A 15,411-nucleotide genomic window follows, 5' to 3' on the forward strand; every position below is an offset into this window, starting at 1 on the left:
GCCGACCTACACCAACAGGTGGTCGGACGGCGGCGACCATCTGTTGTCGCCTCGACACACCCCAGCCCAGAAGGACTCACCGATGACTGGATCTCGCATCCTGGCCCTTGGTCACTACCAGCCGCAGAAGGTGCTGACCAATGACGATCTCGCACGGGTGACGGACACCAGTGACGAGTGGATTCGCAGCCGGGTCGGAATCCGCACGCGGTGTGTCGCGGCCGAGGACGAGACGGTGGCAGACATGGCGGCGGAGGCCGCGCAGAAGGCGCTGGCCAACGCGGGTCTGAGCGGCGCGGACATCGACATGGTCATCGTCGCCACCTGCACCTCGCACGACCGCTCGCCCAACGTCGCGGCGCGGGTCGCCGCCGCACTGGGCATCACCGCTCCCGCCGCCCTCGACGTCAACACCGCGTGCTCCGGCTTCCCGCACGCCCTCGCCATGGCCGATCTGGCCATCAAGGGCGGCTCCGCGACCAAGGCCGTGGTCATCGGGGTGGAGAAGCTGACGGACTTCGTCGACTGGTCCGACCGCAGCACCTGCGTACTCGTGGGCGACGGGGCGGGTGCCGTCGTCGTCGGCGCCACCGACACCCCGGAGATCAGCCCCGTGGTGTGGGGTTCGGTGCCGCAGATGGGCCGGGCCGTGCTCATCGAGGGCAAGGGCGGCACCTTCTCCCAGGAGGGCCAGTCCGTGTACCGCTGGGCCACGACGGCGCTGCCCGAACTGGCGCGGCAGGTGTGCGAACGGGCGGGGATCGCTCCCGAGGACCTGGGCGGTGTCGTCCTGCACCAGGCCAATCTCCGCATCGTCGAACCCGTCGCCCGCAAGATCGGCGCGGTGAACGCGGTCATCGCCCGGGACGTCGTGGACTCCGGCAACACGTCGGCCGCCAGCATCCCGCTGGCCTTCTCGAAGCTCGTCGAACGCGGGGAGCTGGAGAAGGGGACCCCCGTCCTGCTCTTCGGCTTCGGCGGCGGCCTCTCGTACGCCGGGCAGATCGTGCGATGCCCGTGACGGCGGGGGAGTCCGCCGGCCGCCGTATCCCCAGGTGAGCCGCGAACTCCGACGGCCCCTCACCCGCCGGGTCGCGCCGGCGGACCGCGGAGGCGGCAACGGCGTGCCCGCCGCCGGGCTCGGGTCCGGCGGCCGACGCCACCGCCCGCGTCTTCATACCTCCGAGTGATGCGCCCACTCGGCCGTGCGGCCGGGCTGAACTCCGCCGACGACAACGCGTAGAAGTACCACAACAGGGTCTCCTGGAACTCGAACGGCCTCGCGGCCCCGAGTCACCGGCAGGCCCTGCCTTCATTTCCCCACGGCCAGGGGATCACCCGAGCCGGCCTCCTCCGCCGGGCCGGCCGGCCCGCTGATCACGTCCGGTGCCGCGCCGCCCGCACGGGCGGAAAGGGACATTCATGCCCCCAACCGGTACGCAGCCGCCGGTGAATGATCGAAAAGTGAAGTGGATCTTTTCTTCACACGGGCCGCCGAAAGCCATTTTTTAGGGGCTCTTAAGGGCTGTGGGATAACATTTTAGCAGCGTTTCCTGGCGCCTGGTGGGGTGCAATGTCCGACTATCGGAAGAGGCTGTCAATGGAAATCAATCGACGGTCCGGAGAGAAATTCGGCTCCACGGTCGAGGGCTTCGATCTCCAAACGGCCACGGCGGCCGACTTCGAAGAGATCAAGAGCCGCGTCTACAGCGACAAGATCCTGGTCCTGAAGGACCAGGACCTTTCCCCGGAGCAGTTCCTCCGACTGGGCCGGAGCCTCGGCACGCCGGAGACGTACTACGAGCCGATGTACCAGCACCCCGAGGTGCAGGAGATATTCGTCTCCTCCAACGTGAAGGACGGGGAACAGCAGGTAGGCGTACCGAAGACGGGCAAGTTCTGGCACGCCGACTACATGTTCATGCCGAAGCCGTTCGGACTGACCCTGATATACCCCCAGGTCGTTCCCACGAAGAACCGCGGCACGTTCTTCATCGACATGGGCCGGGCCTACGAAACCCTCCCGCAGGATCTCAAGGACTCCCTCGAAGGGGCCGTGGCGGTGCAGAGCGTGCGCCGCTACTTCAAGATCCGGCCGCACGACGTCTACCGGCCCATCTCAGAGATCCTCCAGGAGATCGAGACCAAGACCCCGGCTTCCCCGCACCCGGCCGTCTTCAAGCACCCCGCCACCGGTGAGCAGGTCCTCTACGTCAGCGAGGGGTTCACCGAGAGCCTGCGGGACGCGGACGGCGATCCGCTCGACGAGTCGGTGCTGCGTGACGTCCTGGAGGCCGTCGGCCAGCTGGACGAGACGTGCGAGCACGAGAACATCCATCTCCAGACCTTCGAGAAGGGCGACCTGCTGGTCTGGGACAACCGCAGCCTGGTCCACCGCGCCCTGCACACGGCGACGCCGGAGCCCACCGTCTCCTACCGGGTCACCGTGCACGACAGCTTCCCCTTCTACGAGGGCATCGACGCCTGACCACCGGTCACCCCCGGTCCCGGCCCGGAGGCGCCGTCCCCGCCGCCCTCCGCCCCGGGGGTCCCACCCCCCCCTGCCTTCCGCCCCAGAAAGGGTCGTCATGACCACTGCGCCGTCCGCGCCGAACCACCCGTTCCCGTTCGACGACAAGTTCTTCAAGGACCCCTACCCGACCTATGTCGCCCTGCACGGGACGGGCAGGACGGTGCACCGGATCTCCCTGCCGGACGGGAACGAGTCCTGGCTGATCACGGGGTACGAGGAGGCCAGCGAGGCGCTCAAGGACCGCCGCCTGGTGCGCAACCGCCGGCACGCCGGCTCGGACTACCAGAGCGAGATGCTTCCCGAGATCGTCCGCTCCGGCAACCTCCACATGGAGGACGGGCAGATCCACACCCGGCTGCGCCGCTTCATGAACTGGGCGTTCACGCCCAAGCGCGTCGAGGCCCTGGTGCCCCGCATCAAGGAGGTCACCAAGGGGCTGCTCGACGCCATGGAGGCGAACGGCGGCGGTGACATCATGGACGGGCTCGCGGCCCCCCTCCCCATCGCCATGACGACCGGCATCCTGGGCGTACCCGACGACCAGATCGGCGACTTCCGCTTCTGGAGCGACGAGATGCTGGGCGGTGAGCCCGCCAGGGCCCGCGCGGGCGCGGAGAAGCTTCTGGAGTACGTACAGCGGCTGATCGACCTCAAGCGCCGCGAGCCGGACGACGACCTCATCTCCTACTGGGTCTCGGCCACGGACAACGAGGGCAACCCGCTGACCGATCAGGAAATGATCGGCATGACCTTCTTCCTGCTGCTCGGTGGTTACGACACGACGGTCGGCCAGATAGGCGCCTCCGTGATCGCTCTGATCAACCACCCGGAGAAGGCCGAGCAGATGCGGAACAACCCGGAGATCATCCCCGACGCCGTCGAGGAGCTGATGCGCTGGGACGGTTCCACCCACAGCGGCATCCGGCGCTTCGCCGCCGAGGACGTGGTGATCGGCGGCGAGAAGATCTCCTCCGGTGACCTGGTGCTGATCTCGCTCGGCGCCGCCAACCGCTGCCCGATGCGCTTCTCCGAGCCCGACGAGCTGGACTTCGGGCGCGAGGAGAACTTCCAGCTCGGCTTCGGGCGCGGACCGCACCACTGCCCCGGCAAGGAGCTGGCCCGCCACGAACTGCGCGTCGCCCTGGGCGAACTCGTCCGCCGCTTCCCCGATCTGAGCCTGGCCGTGCCCGCCGAGGACATCACCTGGCGCCCGTCGTACCTCATCCGGGTCCCGTACAAGCTTCCCGTGCGGTTCTGACCCCCGGTCCCCTTCCCCGGCCCCGCCTCGTCCCGCCCCGTTCCGGACCGGACGGCGCGGGGCCGGAATCCGCTGGAACACGGGGAACTCCCCGCACCGCCCGGAGTGAGAGATGCCGACCTTGACCCAACCCGGTACCGGCGCCGTCGGCTTCGGTACCGACGACGCGCTGCTCGCTCAGGTGCTGCGCCCCTACCGCCAGAACTGCCAGTACCTCAAGTCGGCCGGACTGAAGGTCCTGGACGCGTCCGAGGGGCCCGGACTGGTCACCGCCGACTGCGAGTTCGAGATCCCGGAATCCTGCTACATCGACGACACCGGCCACTTCAACTCGGTCGAGTTCAACATCTGTTACAACCAGATGCTCTACTACACGGTCGCCAAGGTGGTGCAGGAGCGGCTGGTGGAGCCGCTGTCCGCCTGGACCATGGAGGACTACTGGGCGCGCCAGCTGGCGGACTTCCTGATCACGGACTTCCGCAGCAGCTTCAAGCGCGCGATGCGCGGCGGCCGGTTCTCCGGTGACATCACGCTGCTCGACGTCGTGGAGTGGGAGGGCGACGACCTGCGGGAACCGCTCCTCGTCCTGCACACCTCCTGCCGCTACTGGGACGAGAACGGCGGCAACTGCCACGGCGACGTCCGAGTCGCCATCACCCACCCGACCACCCACCAGACCCCCTCCTGAGGAACTCATGGCGACGACCACGCCGTTCATCGAGCAACTGCGCAAGCTGCCCGGTTCGGAGCGACGGGCCCGGATCGAGGAGCTGGCCCGCACGGAGTTCCGCGCCGCGCTGCTCATGACCGACGACGAGGACATCCCGCTCGACCAGAACTACTTCGACCTCGGGCTGACCTCGCTGCGCGTCACCGAGACGAAACAGCGGCTCGAAGAGCGGCTCGGCTGTGTCATCGACACCGCACTGCTCTTCTCCGCCCCCACCCTGGGCCGGCTCGTGGAACACCTGCACACCGAAGTCCTTCCCGCCCTGCTCGGCGAGGGCACCGCGCCCGGCGGCCCGGCCTCCGCCGTGCCCGGGACACGCAAGAAGCTCGTCGACGACCTGCTGGCCGACCTCTACAAGGCATGACGGCACACCCGGCCCGACCATGAACTATTCCGTGGGGCGCAGCGCGGTCCCCGGAGCGGAGGAAGCGACCATGTCCAACCGGCGCCCGGACGTACAGGACGAGCTGGAGACCGCCCGGCAGGCACTCCAGGAACAGCGCCAGGCGCTCGACGAGCTCCTGCTGGAGAAGTACGAGCCGATCGCGATCGTGGGCGTCGGGCTGCGGTTCCCCGGGGACAACTCCACCCCGGAGGGGTTCGCGGACTTCCTCGAACAAGGCAGGTCGGGCACGGGGCCGATCCCGGCCGACCGCTGGGACGTGGAGGGCTTCTCCTCGGGCGGCGAGGACGTCAAGGGCAAGATCCGCACCCTCGGCGGCGGATACCTCGGCCAGGTGGACCGCTTCGACCCGCAGTTCTTCAACATCTCACCGAAGGAGGCCCAGTACATCGACCCGCAGCAGCGCCTGGCCCTGGAGACGGCCTGGGAGGCGCTGGAGGAGGCCGGGATCGACCCGACCCGGCTGCGCGACGGCAACGGCGGCGTGTACATCGGCGTCTCCACCGTCGACTACACCATCGAGGCGGACGCGCTGGCGTACGAGGAACTGGACGCGGGCATCGGCACCGGCACGGCCCACTCGGCGGTGCCCGGCCGGGTCTCGTACTTCCTCGGCTGGCGCGGCCCGAGCATGGCGGTCGACACGGCGTGCTCCGCCTCCCTGGTCACCGTGCACCTGGCGGCCGAGGGGCTGCGCCGAGGCGAGTGCGACATCGCCCTGGCGGGCGGGGTGAACGTGATCCACCACCCCCGTAACCACATCGTCTTCTCGCAGGCGAACATGCTGTCCGTCGACGGCGAGTGCAAGACCTTCGACTCCGCCGCCGACGGCTACAGCCGTGGCGAGGGGTGCGGCATGGTCGTCCTCAAGCGGCTCTCGGACGCCAAGCGCGACGGCGACCGCGTCCTCGCCCTGGTCCGCGGGTCCGCGGTGCGGCAGGACGGTGAGAGCGGCGGCCTGACCGTCCCCAACGGTTCCGCGCAGGAGATGGTCATCCGCGCGGCGCTCGCGAGCGCCCTGCTCGAACCGTCCGACATCCAGTACGTGGAGGCGCACGGCACGGGCACCTCCCTGGGCGACCCCATCGAGATGGGCGCCGTCAACTCGGTGTTCTCCCGGTCGCACACCAGGGAGAACCCGGTCGTCGTCGGCTCCCTGAAGACCAACCTCGGCCACATGGAGGCCGCCGCGGGCATCGGCGGCGTCATCAAGACGGCCCTCCAGCTCTACCACGGGCGCGTCTATCCCCACCTCAACCTGAAGAAGCCCTCCGAACACATCCCCTGGGACCGGTACGTCGTGGACGTGCCCGTCACCGGCCGGGAGTGGAGGGCGCCCACGCGGCGCGCGATCGTCAACTCCTTCGGCTTCGCGGGCACCATCGCCTGCACCGTGCTCGAACAGGCCCCCGCCTTCCGGCCCGCCGAGCCGACGGCCGGTACCGGCAGGCACGTCTTCACGCTGTCCGCCAAGAGCGGGAAGGCCCTGGCCCTCCAGGCGGAGCGCTACCGAAGCCACCTCGCCGCGCACCCCGAGCAGGACGTGGCCGACATCTGCTTCACGAGCAACGTCGCGCGCGCCCACTTCGGCAGCCGTCTGTCGGGCGTCGTCCGGGACACCGGCGAACTGCTCGCGCTCCTGGACCGCGCCCCGGCCGCCGACCGCGACCTGCGCAAGGTGGCCCTCCTCTTCACCGGACAGGGCTCCCAGTACGCGGGCATGGGCGCATCGCTGTACGACGCGTTCCCCGTCTTCCGCGAACACCTCGACCGGTGCGACGCGTTGTTCGCGGACCGGATCGGCCGCTCGGTCAAGGACCTGCTCCTGGGCACCGCCGACGACTCCGGGGAGATCGACCAGACCCGCTTCACGCAGCCCGCGCTGTTCGCCCTGGAGTACGCCACCGCGCGGCTCTGGCTGAGCTGGGGCGTCGAGCCGAGCGCGCTGATCGGCCACAGTGTCGGGGAGGTCGTCGCCGCGGCGGTCGCCGGACTGTTCTCGCTGGAGGACGCGGTGGCGCTGGTCGCCGCGCGCGCCCGCCTCATGCAGTCCGTGACCGCGCCCGGCACCATGCTGGCCGTCCAGGCGGCGGCCGACGAGGTCGCCTCCCTCGTCGACGCGTACGACGACGTGTCCTTCGGCGCGTTCAACGCGCCCGGACACTGCGTGGTCTCCGGCGGTGCGGCGTCCGTCGCGGCGCTCGCGGAACTGCTCGCCGAGCGGGGCGTGCGCACCAAACCGCTGCCGGTCTCGCACGCGTTCCACTCGCCGCTGATGGCCGAGGTCTTCGACGCCTTCCGCGAGGCGATCGGGGACATCACCTTCCGCGAGCCGCAGATCACGCTCATCTCCAACATCACCGGCCGGGTCGCCGACCTCGCCGAGATCTCCACCGCCGACTACTGGGTGCGGCACATCGCGGAGCCCGTCGACTTCCAGGCCGGATTCGCGGCCCTGGCCGAGCGGGGCCGTCACATCTTCATCGAGGTGGGGCCCTCGTCGACGCTCCTCGGTCTGGGCAAGCGCATCGTGGACCCCAAGGAACACGCCTGGCTGCGCAGTTCGGCGAAGGGCGACACCGACGCCGGGGTGATCAAGGGTTCCCTGGCCGAGTACTACGCCGCCGGCCGGACCGTCGACTGGGCGGGCCACCACCGGGGCCGCGGCGGCCGGCGGGTGCCGCTGCCGACGTACGCCTTCGACACCAAACGGTACTGGCTGCCCATCGTCGGCGACCGGCACTCCAAGCAGCGCGCGGTCGACCCCGCGCACGCCCACCACCCGCTGCTCGGCGCCGAGACCACCACGGACGAACAACGCGCCGACGGTGTACGGGAGTTCAGCGCGACGGTGAGCCCCGGACAACCGGCCTACCTGGTCGATCACGTGATCATGGGGCAGACGGTCTTCCCCGGTGCGGGCTACGTCGAGATCCTGCTCGCGCTCCAGGACGCGGTCCACGGAGAGAACGACAGGCTCCTGGAGGACCTGACCATCCTGGAGCCGCTCATCCTGTCCGCCGACCGGCCCACCGAGGTCCGCACGCGGCTGCGCGCCCTTCCCGGCGGAGCGGCGGAGGCCGAGATCATCAGCCGCACGGCGGACACCGACAAGGCCATCGAGCGCTGCCACGCCACCGCGCGGATCGGCGCACCGGACGCGGCCCATCCCGAACTCGCCGCCGTCGCCGCCGGGCTGGAGCGCAAGGCGTCGGCCGACGGTCCCACGCACCCGCCCCGCCGTCCCGACGACCTGTACGCGGAGTTCGCCGACCTCGGCCTGGAGTACGGACCCGCGTTCCAGCGCATCGAGCACCTGGTGCGGCAGGGCGAGGACGTCTCGGTGGGCCGGCTGCGCGGCTGCGCGGCCCGCCCGCTGGAGCACCTGCCGCCCGTCGTCCTGGACAACGTGACACAGTCCCTGGCCGGTGTCCTGGGCGACGCGCAGACGTATCTCCCCGTCGGACTCGGCGCGTTCCGGCTGCTGAAGAAGCCCAAGGGGGGCCTGCTGCGCAGCCTGGTGCGGCTCACCGGCGACGAGGACGCCGACGGCGTGATGACCGCCGACATGCTGCTCACCGAGGACGGCAGGCCGGTGTTCGTCGTCCACGGCTTCCGCCTCAAGCGGGTCACCGCGACGGCCGGTACCTCGCGGCGGCAGCTCTTCCACGCGCCGCGCTGGACCAAGCGTTCCCTGGTACGGCCGGGCGACGGCCGCGAGCGCCGGGTACTGGTCGTCAACGGCGCCCCGGAGGACTTCGCGTCCGCGCGCGACCACCTCGACGCGCACGGCGCCTCCCTGTCGTTCGCGCCGGACACCGCGACGGCGGCCCGGCTGCTGGACGATCGGCCCACCGACGTCTGCTGGTTCTGGCGCGGCGGGGACGGACCGGTCGACAGCACCGAGAGACTGCGCTCGGAGTGCGAGACGAACTACCGGGAACTCCTCGGCCTGCTCGCCGCCCTCCAGGAGCACGGCTTCGGCCGCGAACAGCGCCTGTGGCTGGTGACCGAGGGCGCCCAGCGGCTGCCCGGCGACATCCCCGGCCGGCCGGGCCGTGCCGCGGAGGTGTCCCCGGCCGCCACCCTCTGGGGATTCGGCCTCACGCTGTGGAACGAGTACCCGGCCTACCGCGCGACCCTGGTCGACCTCCCCGTCGGCGGGGACCGGCGCGCCCTCGCCGACGAACTGCTGGCCGCCGAGAAGGACGAGTTCCAGATCGCCTTCCGCGACGGGCAGCGGCACGTGCGACGGGTGGGCGTGGTGCCGCCCGCCGACGGCGGTGACGAGAACTTCGAGCTGGCCATCACGGAGTACGGGGAGTTCGCCGACGTCAGGCCGGTCCCCGTACCGGACATCGCGCCCGAGGGCGACCGGATTCAGGTCGCGGTGCACTGCGCGGGCCTCAACTTCAAGGACGTCCTCAACGCCCTCGGTCTGCTGAAGGCCCACGCGCTGGAGAACGGCCTCGACCACCAGCCGCTGCCGCTCGGCTTCGAGGGCGCCGGTACGGTCGTCGCCGCCGGACCCGAGGCCGAGTTCGAGGTGGGCGACGAGGTCGTGCTCAGCCACCTCGGCTGCATGAAACGGCGCGTCACCGTGCCCTCGGCGATGGCCGTGCGCAAGCCCGCCGCCATCGGTTTCGCGCAGGCGGCCGGGCTGGCGACCGCGTACGTCACCGCCTACTACGCGCTGCACCACCTCGCGGGCATCAAGCGGGGCGACCGGGTCCTCGTGCACGCCGCCGCCGGCGGGGTCGGCCAGGCGGCGGTGCAGCTCGCCAGGCTCGCCGGCGCCGAGGTCATCGCCACCGCGAGCCCGCGCAAGCAGGAGCTGCTGCGCTCCCAGGGCATCGAGCACGTCTTCAACTCACGGACGCTCGACTTCGCCGACGAGGTCATCGACGCCACGGGTGGCAAGGGCGTGGACATAGTCCTGAACAGCCTCAACAAGGACTACATCCCCGCGGGCATGCGCACCCTCGCCGACGGCGGCCGGTTCGTCGAGCTGGGCAAGATCGGGATCTGGTCGCCGGAGCGGGCCCACGAGGCCAGGCCGGACGTGAAGTACCACAACTTCGACCTCAGCGAGTTCCCGCAGGAGGAACTGCTCAAGGTCAACAAGGAGATCCTGCAGACCGTCGCCGACCTGCTCGACGAGCGGGCGATTCAGCCGCTGCCGACGACCCGCTACACCCTCGACGAGGTCGAGGAGGCGTTCTCGGTGCTCAGCCGGGGCGCCAACGTGGGCAAACTGGTGATCGACCTCGTCGACGAGGACGCCCTCCCGGCCCGCCCGGTGACCATCGCCGGCGACCGCACGTACCTCATCACCGGCGGCCTGGGCGCACTCGGCCGGGTCACCGCGCGGAAGCTGGTCGACCTGGGCGCCCGGCACCTCGTACTGGCCGGCCGACGGGAGCTGTCGGCGCTGGACGCGGAAGCGTACGCCGCCGAGCTGGGCGGGGACGTGCGCGTCACCTCGGTGCGGTGCGACGTGTCGGTACGGGACGACGTGCGGCGGCTCCTCGACTCCCTGAGGGACGGCCCGTACCCGCCGGCCGGTGTCCTCCACACCGCGGGGGTCCTCGCCGACATGCCCCTGTCCGCCCTGACCTGGGAGGACATCGACAAGGTCTTCCAGGCCAAGGTGTACGGCACCTGGCACCTCGACCAGGAGCTGCGCGGGTTCCCCGAGGAGCCGTTCCTCGTCGGCTTCTCCTCCATCGCGTCGGTGGTCGGCTCGGCGGCCCAGGGCAACTACGCGGCGGGCAACGCCTTCATCGACGCCCTCATGGTCCGGCGCGCGTCGCGCGGCCTTCCCGCGCTCAGCATCAGCTGGGGTCCCTGGGCCGAGGTGGGCATGGCGGCCGGGCTGAGCGGCCGCCTGATGCGGAACATCGAGTCCCAGGGCATGAAGTTCCTGAGGCCCGCCGACGGGGCCCGCGCGATGTTCAAGGCACTCGGGCGGCCGGCCGCGCACGTGATGATCGGCGAGTTCGACTGGGAACGCCTCATCGCGGGACGGCCCGCGGCCAACGCCTTCTACGCAGAGGTGGCGGGAGCCGGCACGGCCGGACAGCGCGGCGTCGACCTGGACGCGCTGCTCGCCCTGCCCAGGTCGGAGCGCCGCGGCGCCATCAACGAGATCGTCCGGACCCGCGTCGCGACGCTCCTGCACTTCGAGAGCGCCGACGACGTGGGCACCAACGACAAGTTCCTCGAACTGGGACTTGACTCGCTCACCGCCGTGGAGCTCAAGAACACCCTCGAAGTCGCCTTCCAGCTGCCGCTGTCCACGGCGATCGTCTTCGACCATCCGTCGATCGGCGTGCTCACCGAGTACCTGGAGGAGCGGCTGCTGCCCGCGCCGGAGGCGGCGGCTCCCGCGCCCGACGACGTGCGCACGGTCTCGGACTCCGACGCGGAGGCCGAACTGGCCGCGATGATGGAGCTGTGACCGGGTGAAGGAGTACATCGAGTCCCTGCAGCAGCTCTCGAAGTCACAGCTCGTCCTCGCGCTCGCGCGCCAGCGGCTGCGCGAGACCGAACGGATCGCGGTCGTGGGCATGGCCTGCCGCTTCCCCGGCCGCATCGACACACCCGAGGAGTACTGGGACGCACTCGCGCGCGGACGCAGCGTCCTCACCGAACCGAGGGGCATACCCACCGACTCCGCGGGCCGGCCCCGCTGGAACGTCTCCGCGCCCGACCTCGCGCCCCTGGCCGGGCTGCTCGGGCAGGGCGCCTACCTGGACTCCGTCGACCTCTTCGACGCCGAACGCTTCGGCATCCCGGACGAGGAGGCCGACCACATGGACCCGCAGCAGCGGCTGCTGCTGACCTGCGCGGCCGAAGCGCTCGACGAGGCCGGGCCGTTCGACCGTTCGGCCAGGGTGGGCGTCTTCGCCGGGGTGAGCACGGTGGAGTACACCTTCGCCTGCCTGCGCAACGGCCTCGGCGTGGACGGACTGTCCCCCTACATGGGCACGGGCGGTGCGCTGAGCGCCACGGCCGCCCGGGTCGCCACCGGCCTCCATCTCAACGGCCCCGTGCTGACGGTCGACACCGCCTGCTCCTCCGCCCTGGTCGCCGCGCACCTCGCGGTGTCGGCGCTGCGCCGCGGCGACTGCGACATGGCGGTCATCGGCGCCTGCCACCTCATGCTCGCCCCCTTCACCACCGGCGTCTTCGACCGGGCGGGCATGCTCTCGCCCACCGGGCGCAGCCGGCCCTTCGACGCGGCGGCCGACGGCCATGTGCGCGGCGAGGGCTGCGGAGTCCTGGTGCTCAAGCGCGAGCGTGACGCCAAGGCGGACGGCGACCTGCCCTACGCCTTCATCAGGGCGAGCGACATCCACCAGCAGGGCGACCGGCCCTCCATGGCGGCCGTCTCCGCAGTGGCGCAGCGCCGGGTCATGTCCCAGGCGCTGGCGGAGTCCGGACTCGATCCGCACCAGGTGCACTACATCGAGGCCCAGGCCAACGGCTCCCAGCTCGGCGGTGTCATCGAGGCGGAGACGATCGCGGAGGTCTACCGGCGTACGGACCCCGGCGCGCCGCCGCTCCACCTGGGTTCCGCCAAGGCCAACCTCGGCTACCTGGAGACGGCGTCCGGCGCGGCCGGTCTCATCAAGGTCGCGCTGGCCCTCTCCCACCGGACGGTCCCGCCCCAGCCGGGCGTGGACCGGCCCGACCCGGCGGTGCCGTGGGAGCGGCTGAGCCTGACGATGCCTCGCGCCGCCCTGCCGTGGCCCGCCGAAGGACCGCCCACCGCCGCGGTCAGCGCGTTCGGCTTCACCGGCACGAACGCCCATGTGCTGATGCAGGGCGCCGACACCCCACAGCCGCGGCCCGCGCCGCGCCGCACCGTGACCAAGGGGCGTGCCCACTGGCCCGCCGAGAACATCTGGCGCTGACCGCCCGCGGCGCCGGCGGGCCGAGCGACGAGGACCTGAGGAGCGACATGTACTACCCGAACCTGCGGACGCTCGACGCGACCGCCGCCCATCACGCGGAACACCGCCCCTCGCACCCGGCGGTCCGGTGCGAGGGACGCACCGTCACCTACGGCGAACTGCACCGGCGCAGCAACCGGCTGGCGCACGGACTGCGCGCGGCCGGCCTCTCCGGCCGGGCCCGGGTCGCGTATCTCGGCAAGGAGTCGGAGCACTACTACGAAGTGCTCTTCGCCTGCGCCAAGTCGGGGACGGTCATCGTGCCCATCAACTGGCGGCTGACCGTCAGCGAGGTCGATCACATCCTGCGCGACTCGGGCACCGAACTCCTCTTCGTGGAGCGGGAGTTCCAGGCCATCGGCGAGAAGGCCGCCGCCTCGCTCCCGCACCCGGTCACGATCGTGACGGTGGACGGGGCGGACGGCGCCGGGGCCGGAATCGGCCGCTGGGCGGCCGGACACCCCGACGACGACCTGCCGGGCACCGCCGAGGAGGACGATCCGGTCGCCCAGCTCTACACCAGCGGCACGACCGGGCTGCCCAAGGGCGTGGTGCTCGCCCACCGCAGCTTCTTCAAGGTGCGGGACGCGCAGGCGGCCGGGGGAGTGGAGTGGATCGACTGGCGGGAGGGCGATGTCAGCCTCATCGGCATCCCCGGGTTCCACGTGGGCGGACTGTGGTGGGCGACGCAGGGCTTCAACGCGGGCATCACCAACGTATCCATGCGGATGTTCCACGGCGCGGACGCGCTGCGGCTGGTCCGTGATCTCGGTGTCACCACGGCCTGTGTGGTGCCCTCCATGCTGCAGATGCTGCTGAGTGAACGAGGCGCGCGCGACGAGGACTTCGCCACGCTGCGCAAGGTCGTCTACGGCGGCTCGCCCATCTCGGAGCGGCTGCTGGAGGAGGCCATCGAGCGTGTCGGCTGCGACTTCGCGCAGATCTACGGACTCACCGAGACGGGCAACACGGCGGTCTGTCTGCCCCCGCACGAGCACGTGGTGGGCGGCGCCCGGATGCAGGCGGCCGGCCGCCCGTACCCCGGATTCGAGCTGAAGATCGTCGACGGCGACGGCGAGCGCCTGCCCGACGGCGCGATCGGCGAGGTGTGCGTCCGCACGCCCTCGCACATGATCGAGTACTGGGGCCTTCCCGAGGCGACCGCGAAGACGCTGGTCGACGGCTGGATCATGACCGGCGACGCCGGATACCTCGACGACGGCGGTTACCTGTTCGTCTGTGACCGGATCAAGGACACGATCATCGTGGCGGGGGAGAACGTCTACCCGGCCGAGGTCGAGAACGTGCTCACCCGGCACGAGGCGGTGGCGGACGCCGCCGTGATCGGCGTGCCCGACGAGCAGTGGGGCGAGTCGGTCACCGCATGCGTCTCGCTGCGGCCGGGGGCGGCCGCCACCCCGCGCGAACTGATGATGTTCATGAAGGGCAGGATCGCGGACTTCAAGATCCCCGTACGGTACGAGTTCGTCGAGACGCTTCCGCGCAATCCCAGCGGGAAGATACTCCGCCGTGAGCTGCGCGACACCTTCTGGCGAGACCGCAAGCGCAACGTGAACTGAGTCTGCTGCCAGCATGGTTCGCAACGTGTCCCCGATGCCGCGGCCGCCCACCGGCCCGGCGGAACCCAGGTGGTCCGATGAGTCCGTCCTTCACGACCGTACGGCGGGTCCTGAACGCCGCCTCGTACCTCTCCCCGCGCCTGTTCGGCGGCTACGTGTTCCGCCTCTTCTGCGAACCGCAGTCCCGCGACACGGTGCGTGAGGCGCAGCGGCCGGTGCACGATCAGGCCGTGGTCGAGGAGCTGACGACCGACGGCCGCCGCCTGGTCACCTACCGCTGGGGCGACGGCGAACGCCCGGTCGTGCTCCTGCACGGGTTCGGCGGCCGGGCGGCCAACTTCGCCGGTTTCGTCCACGCGCTGAACCGGAGCGGTATCAGCGCCGTGTCGTACGACGCCTACGGCCACGGTGACTCCGGCGGCAGGAACGTCACGGTCCTCGACCATCTCGCGGTCCTGCGGGAACTCCAGGAACGGCACGGCCCGTTCCGGGCGATCATCGGGCACTCGTTCGGCGGCACCAGCGCCTATCTGGCCCTGCGCCGCGGGATCAAGGCGGACCGGCTGGTCTCCATCGCGTCGGAGGGCGACTTCGGCGCACTGCCGGGCCTGTTCTGCCACCAGCTCGGCCTGCGGCAGTCGTACGCGGGTGAACTGCGCCGCCGCTCCGAGGAACTCTTCGCGGCGGAACCGGACTTCTGGCACGAGTTCTCCCCCGTGCACCGGCCCGAGGAGATCTCCCAGCCGCTGCTCGTGGTGCACGACAAGAAGGACCGGGAGGTCGGCGTGGCACAGGGCCGCGCCATCGCCGAGGCGTACGGCGACCGGGCCAGGCTGCTGGAGACGGACGGCCTCGGACACCGGCGGATTCTCGGCGACCCCGCGGTGATCACGCACGTGCTGACCTTCGTCGCGGGCGGGGACACCACGCCCATCGCCTGAGAGCTGTT

Annotated in this window: 9 protein-coding genes; all 9 read left to right on the forward strand. The window is 70.8% G+C overall.

The window, feature by feature from the left end; genetic code table 11:
* The first annotated feature begins 82 nt into the window (after positions 1-82).
* The 9 genes from PZB75_RS25070 to PZB75_RS25110 all read left to right on the forward strand — a co-directional run bounded on the left by PZB75_RS25070 (position 83) and on the right by PZB75_RS25110 (position 15,403).
* Positions 83-1,021, forward strand: coding sequence for a beta-ketoacyl-ACP synthase III (locus PZB75_RS25070; RefSeq protein ID WP_275537549.1), 939 nt, complete (start codon positions 83-85; stop codon positions 1,019-1,021).
* A gap of 579 nt (positions 1,022-1,600) precedes the next feature.
* Positions 1,601-2,488 (forward strand): TauD/TfdA family dioxygenase, encoded by an 888-nt coding sequence (locus tag PZB75_RS25075; protein WP_275537550.1) that lies wholly within the window; start codon positions 1,601-1,603, stop codon positions 2,486-2,488.
* A gap of 100 nt (positions 2,489-2,588) precedes the next feature.
* On the forward strand, positions 2,589-3,791 hold the full coding sequence (locus PZB75_RS25080; RefSeq protein WP_275537551.1) for a cytochrome P450: 1,203 nt from the start codon (positions 2,589-2,591) through the stop codon (positions 3,789-3,791).
* A 121-nt stretch (positions 3,792-3,912) separates the two neighbouring features.
* A complete protein-coding gene (locus tag PZB75_RS25085) occupies positions 3,913-4,479 on the forward strand; it encodes an FcoT family thioesterase (RefSeq protein WP_275537552.1) in 567 nt (188 codons plus the stop codon).
* Positions 4,480-4,486: 7 nt separating this feature from the next.
* The gene (locus PZB75_RS25090; RefSeq protein ID WP_275537553.1) at positions 4,487-4,885 is read left to right on the forward strand and encodes an acyl carrier protein; all 399 of its coding nucleotides are present in this window, start codon (positions 4,487-4,489) and stop codon (positions 4,883-4,885) included.
* 70 nt (positions 4,886-4,955) lie between these two features.
* Positions 4,956-11,384, forward strand: a complete 6,429-nt coding sequence (locus PZB75_RS25095; protein WP_275537554.1) for a type I polyketide synthase — start codon at positions 4,956-4,958, stop codon at positions 11,382-11,384.
* A 4-nt stretch (positions 11,385-11,388) separates the two neighbouring features.
* Positions 11,389-12,843: a polyketide synthase gene (locus PZB75_RS25100; protein ID WP_275537555.1), complete on the forward strand. Its 1,455-nt coding sequence runs from the start codon at positions 11,389-11,391 to the stop codon at positions 12,841-12,843.
* Positions 12,844-12,890: 47 nt separating this feature from the next.
* Positions 12,891-14,462: a fatty acid--CoA ligase gene (locus PZB75_RS25105; RefSeq protein WP_275537556.1), complete on the forward strand. Its 1,572-nt coding sequence runs from the start codon at positions 12,891-12,893 to the stop codon at positions 14,460-14,462.
* 77 nt (positions 14,463-14,539) lie between these two features.
* A complete protein-coding gene (locus PZB75_RS25110) occupies positions 14,540-15,403 on the forward strand; it encodes an alpha/beta hydrolase (protein WP_275537557.1) in 864 nt (287 codons plus the stop codon).
* Positions 15,404-15,411: the final 8 nt, after the last annotated feature.

It is taken from the genome of Streptomyces sp. AM 4-1-1, from assembly GCF_029167625.1.
Taxonomy (GTDB): Bacteria; Actinomycetota; Actinomycetes; order Streptomycetales; family Streptomycetaceae; genus Streptomyces.

Excerpts from the sequence above, each read along its gene's own strand:
- PZB75_RS25095 (WP_275537554.1), top strand. The coding sequence starts at position 4,956 with ATGTCCAACCGGCGCCCGGACGTACAGGACGAGCTGGAGACCGCCCGG.
- PZB75_RS25075 (WP_275537550.1), top strand. The coding sequence starts at position 1,601 with ATGGAAATCAATCGACGGTCCGGAGAGAAATTCGGCTCCACGGTCGAG.
- PZB75_RS25105 (WP_275537556.1), top strand. The coding sequence starts at position 12,891 with ATGTACTACCCGAACCTGCGGACGCTCGACGCGACCGCCGCCCATCAC.
- PZB75_RS25110 (WP_275537557.1), top strand. The coding sequence starts at position 14,540 with ATGAGTCCGTCCTTCACGACCGTACGGCGGGTCCTGAACGCCGCCTCG.
- PZB75_RS25080 (WP_275537551.1), top strand. The coding sequence starts at position 2,589 with ATGACCACTGCGCCGTCCGCGCCGAACCACCCGTTCCCGTTCGACGAC.
- PZB75_RS25070 (WP_275537549.1), top strand. The coding sequence starts at position 83 with ATGACTGGATCTCGCATCCTGGCCCTTGGTCACTACCAGCCGCAGAAG.
- PZB75_RS25090 (WP_275537553.1), top strand. The coding sequence starts at position 4,487 with ATGGCGACGACCACGCCGTTCATCGAGCAACTGCGCAAGCTGCCCGGT.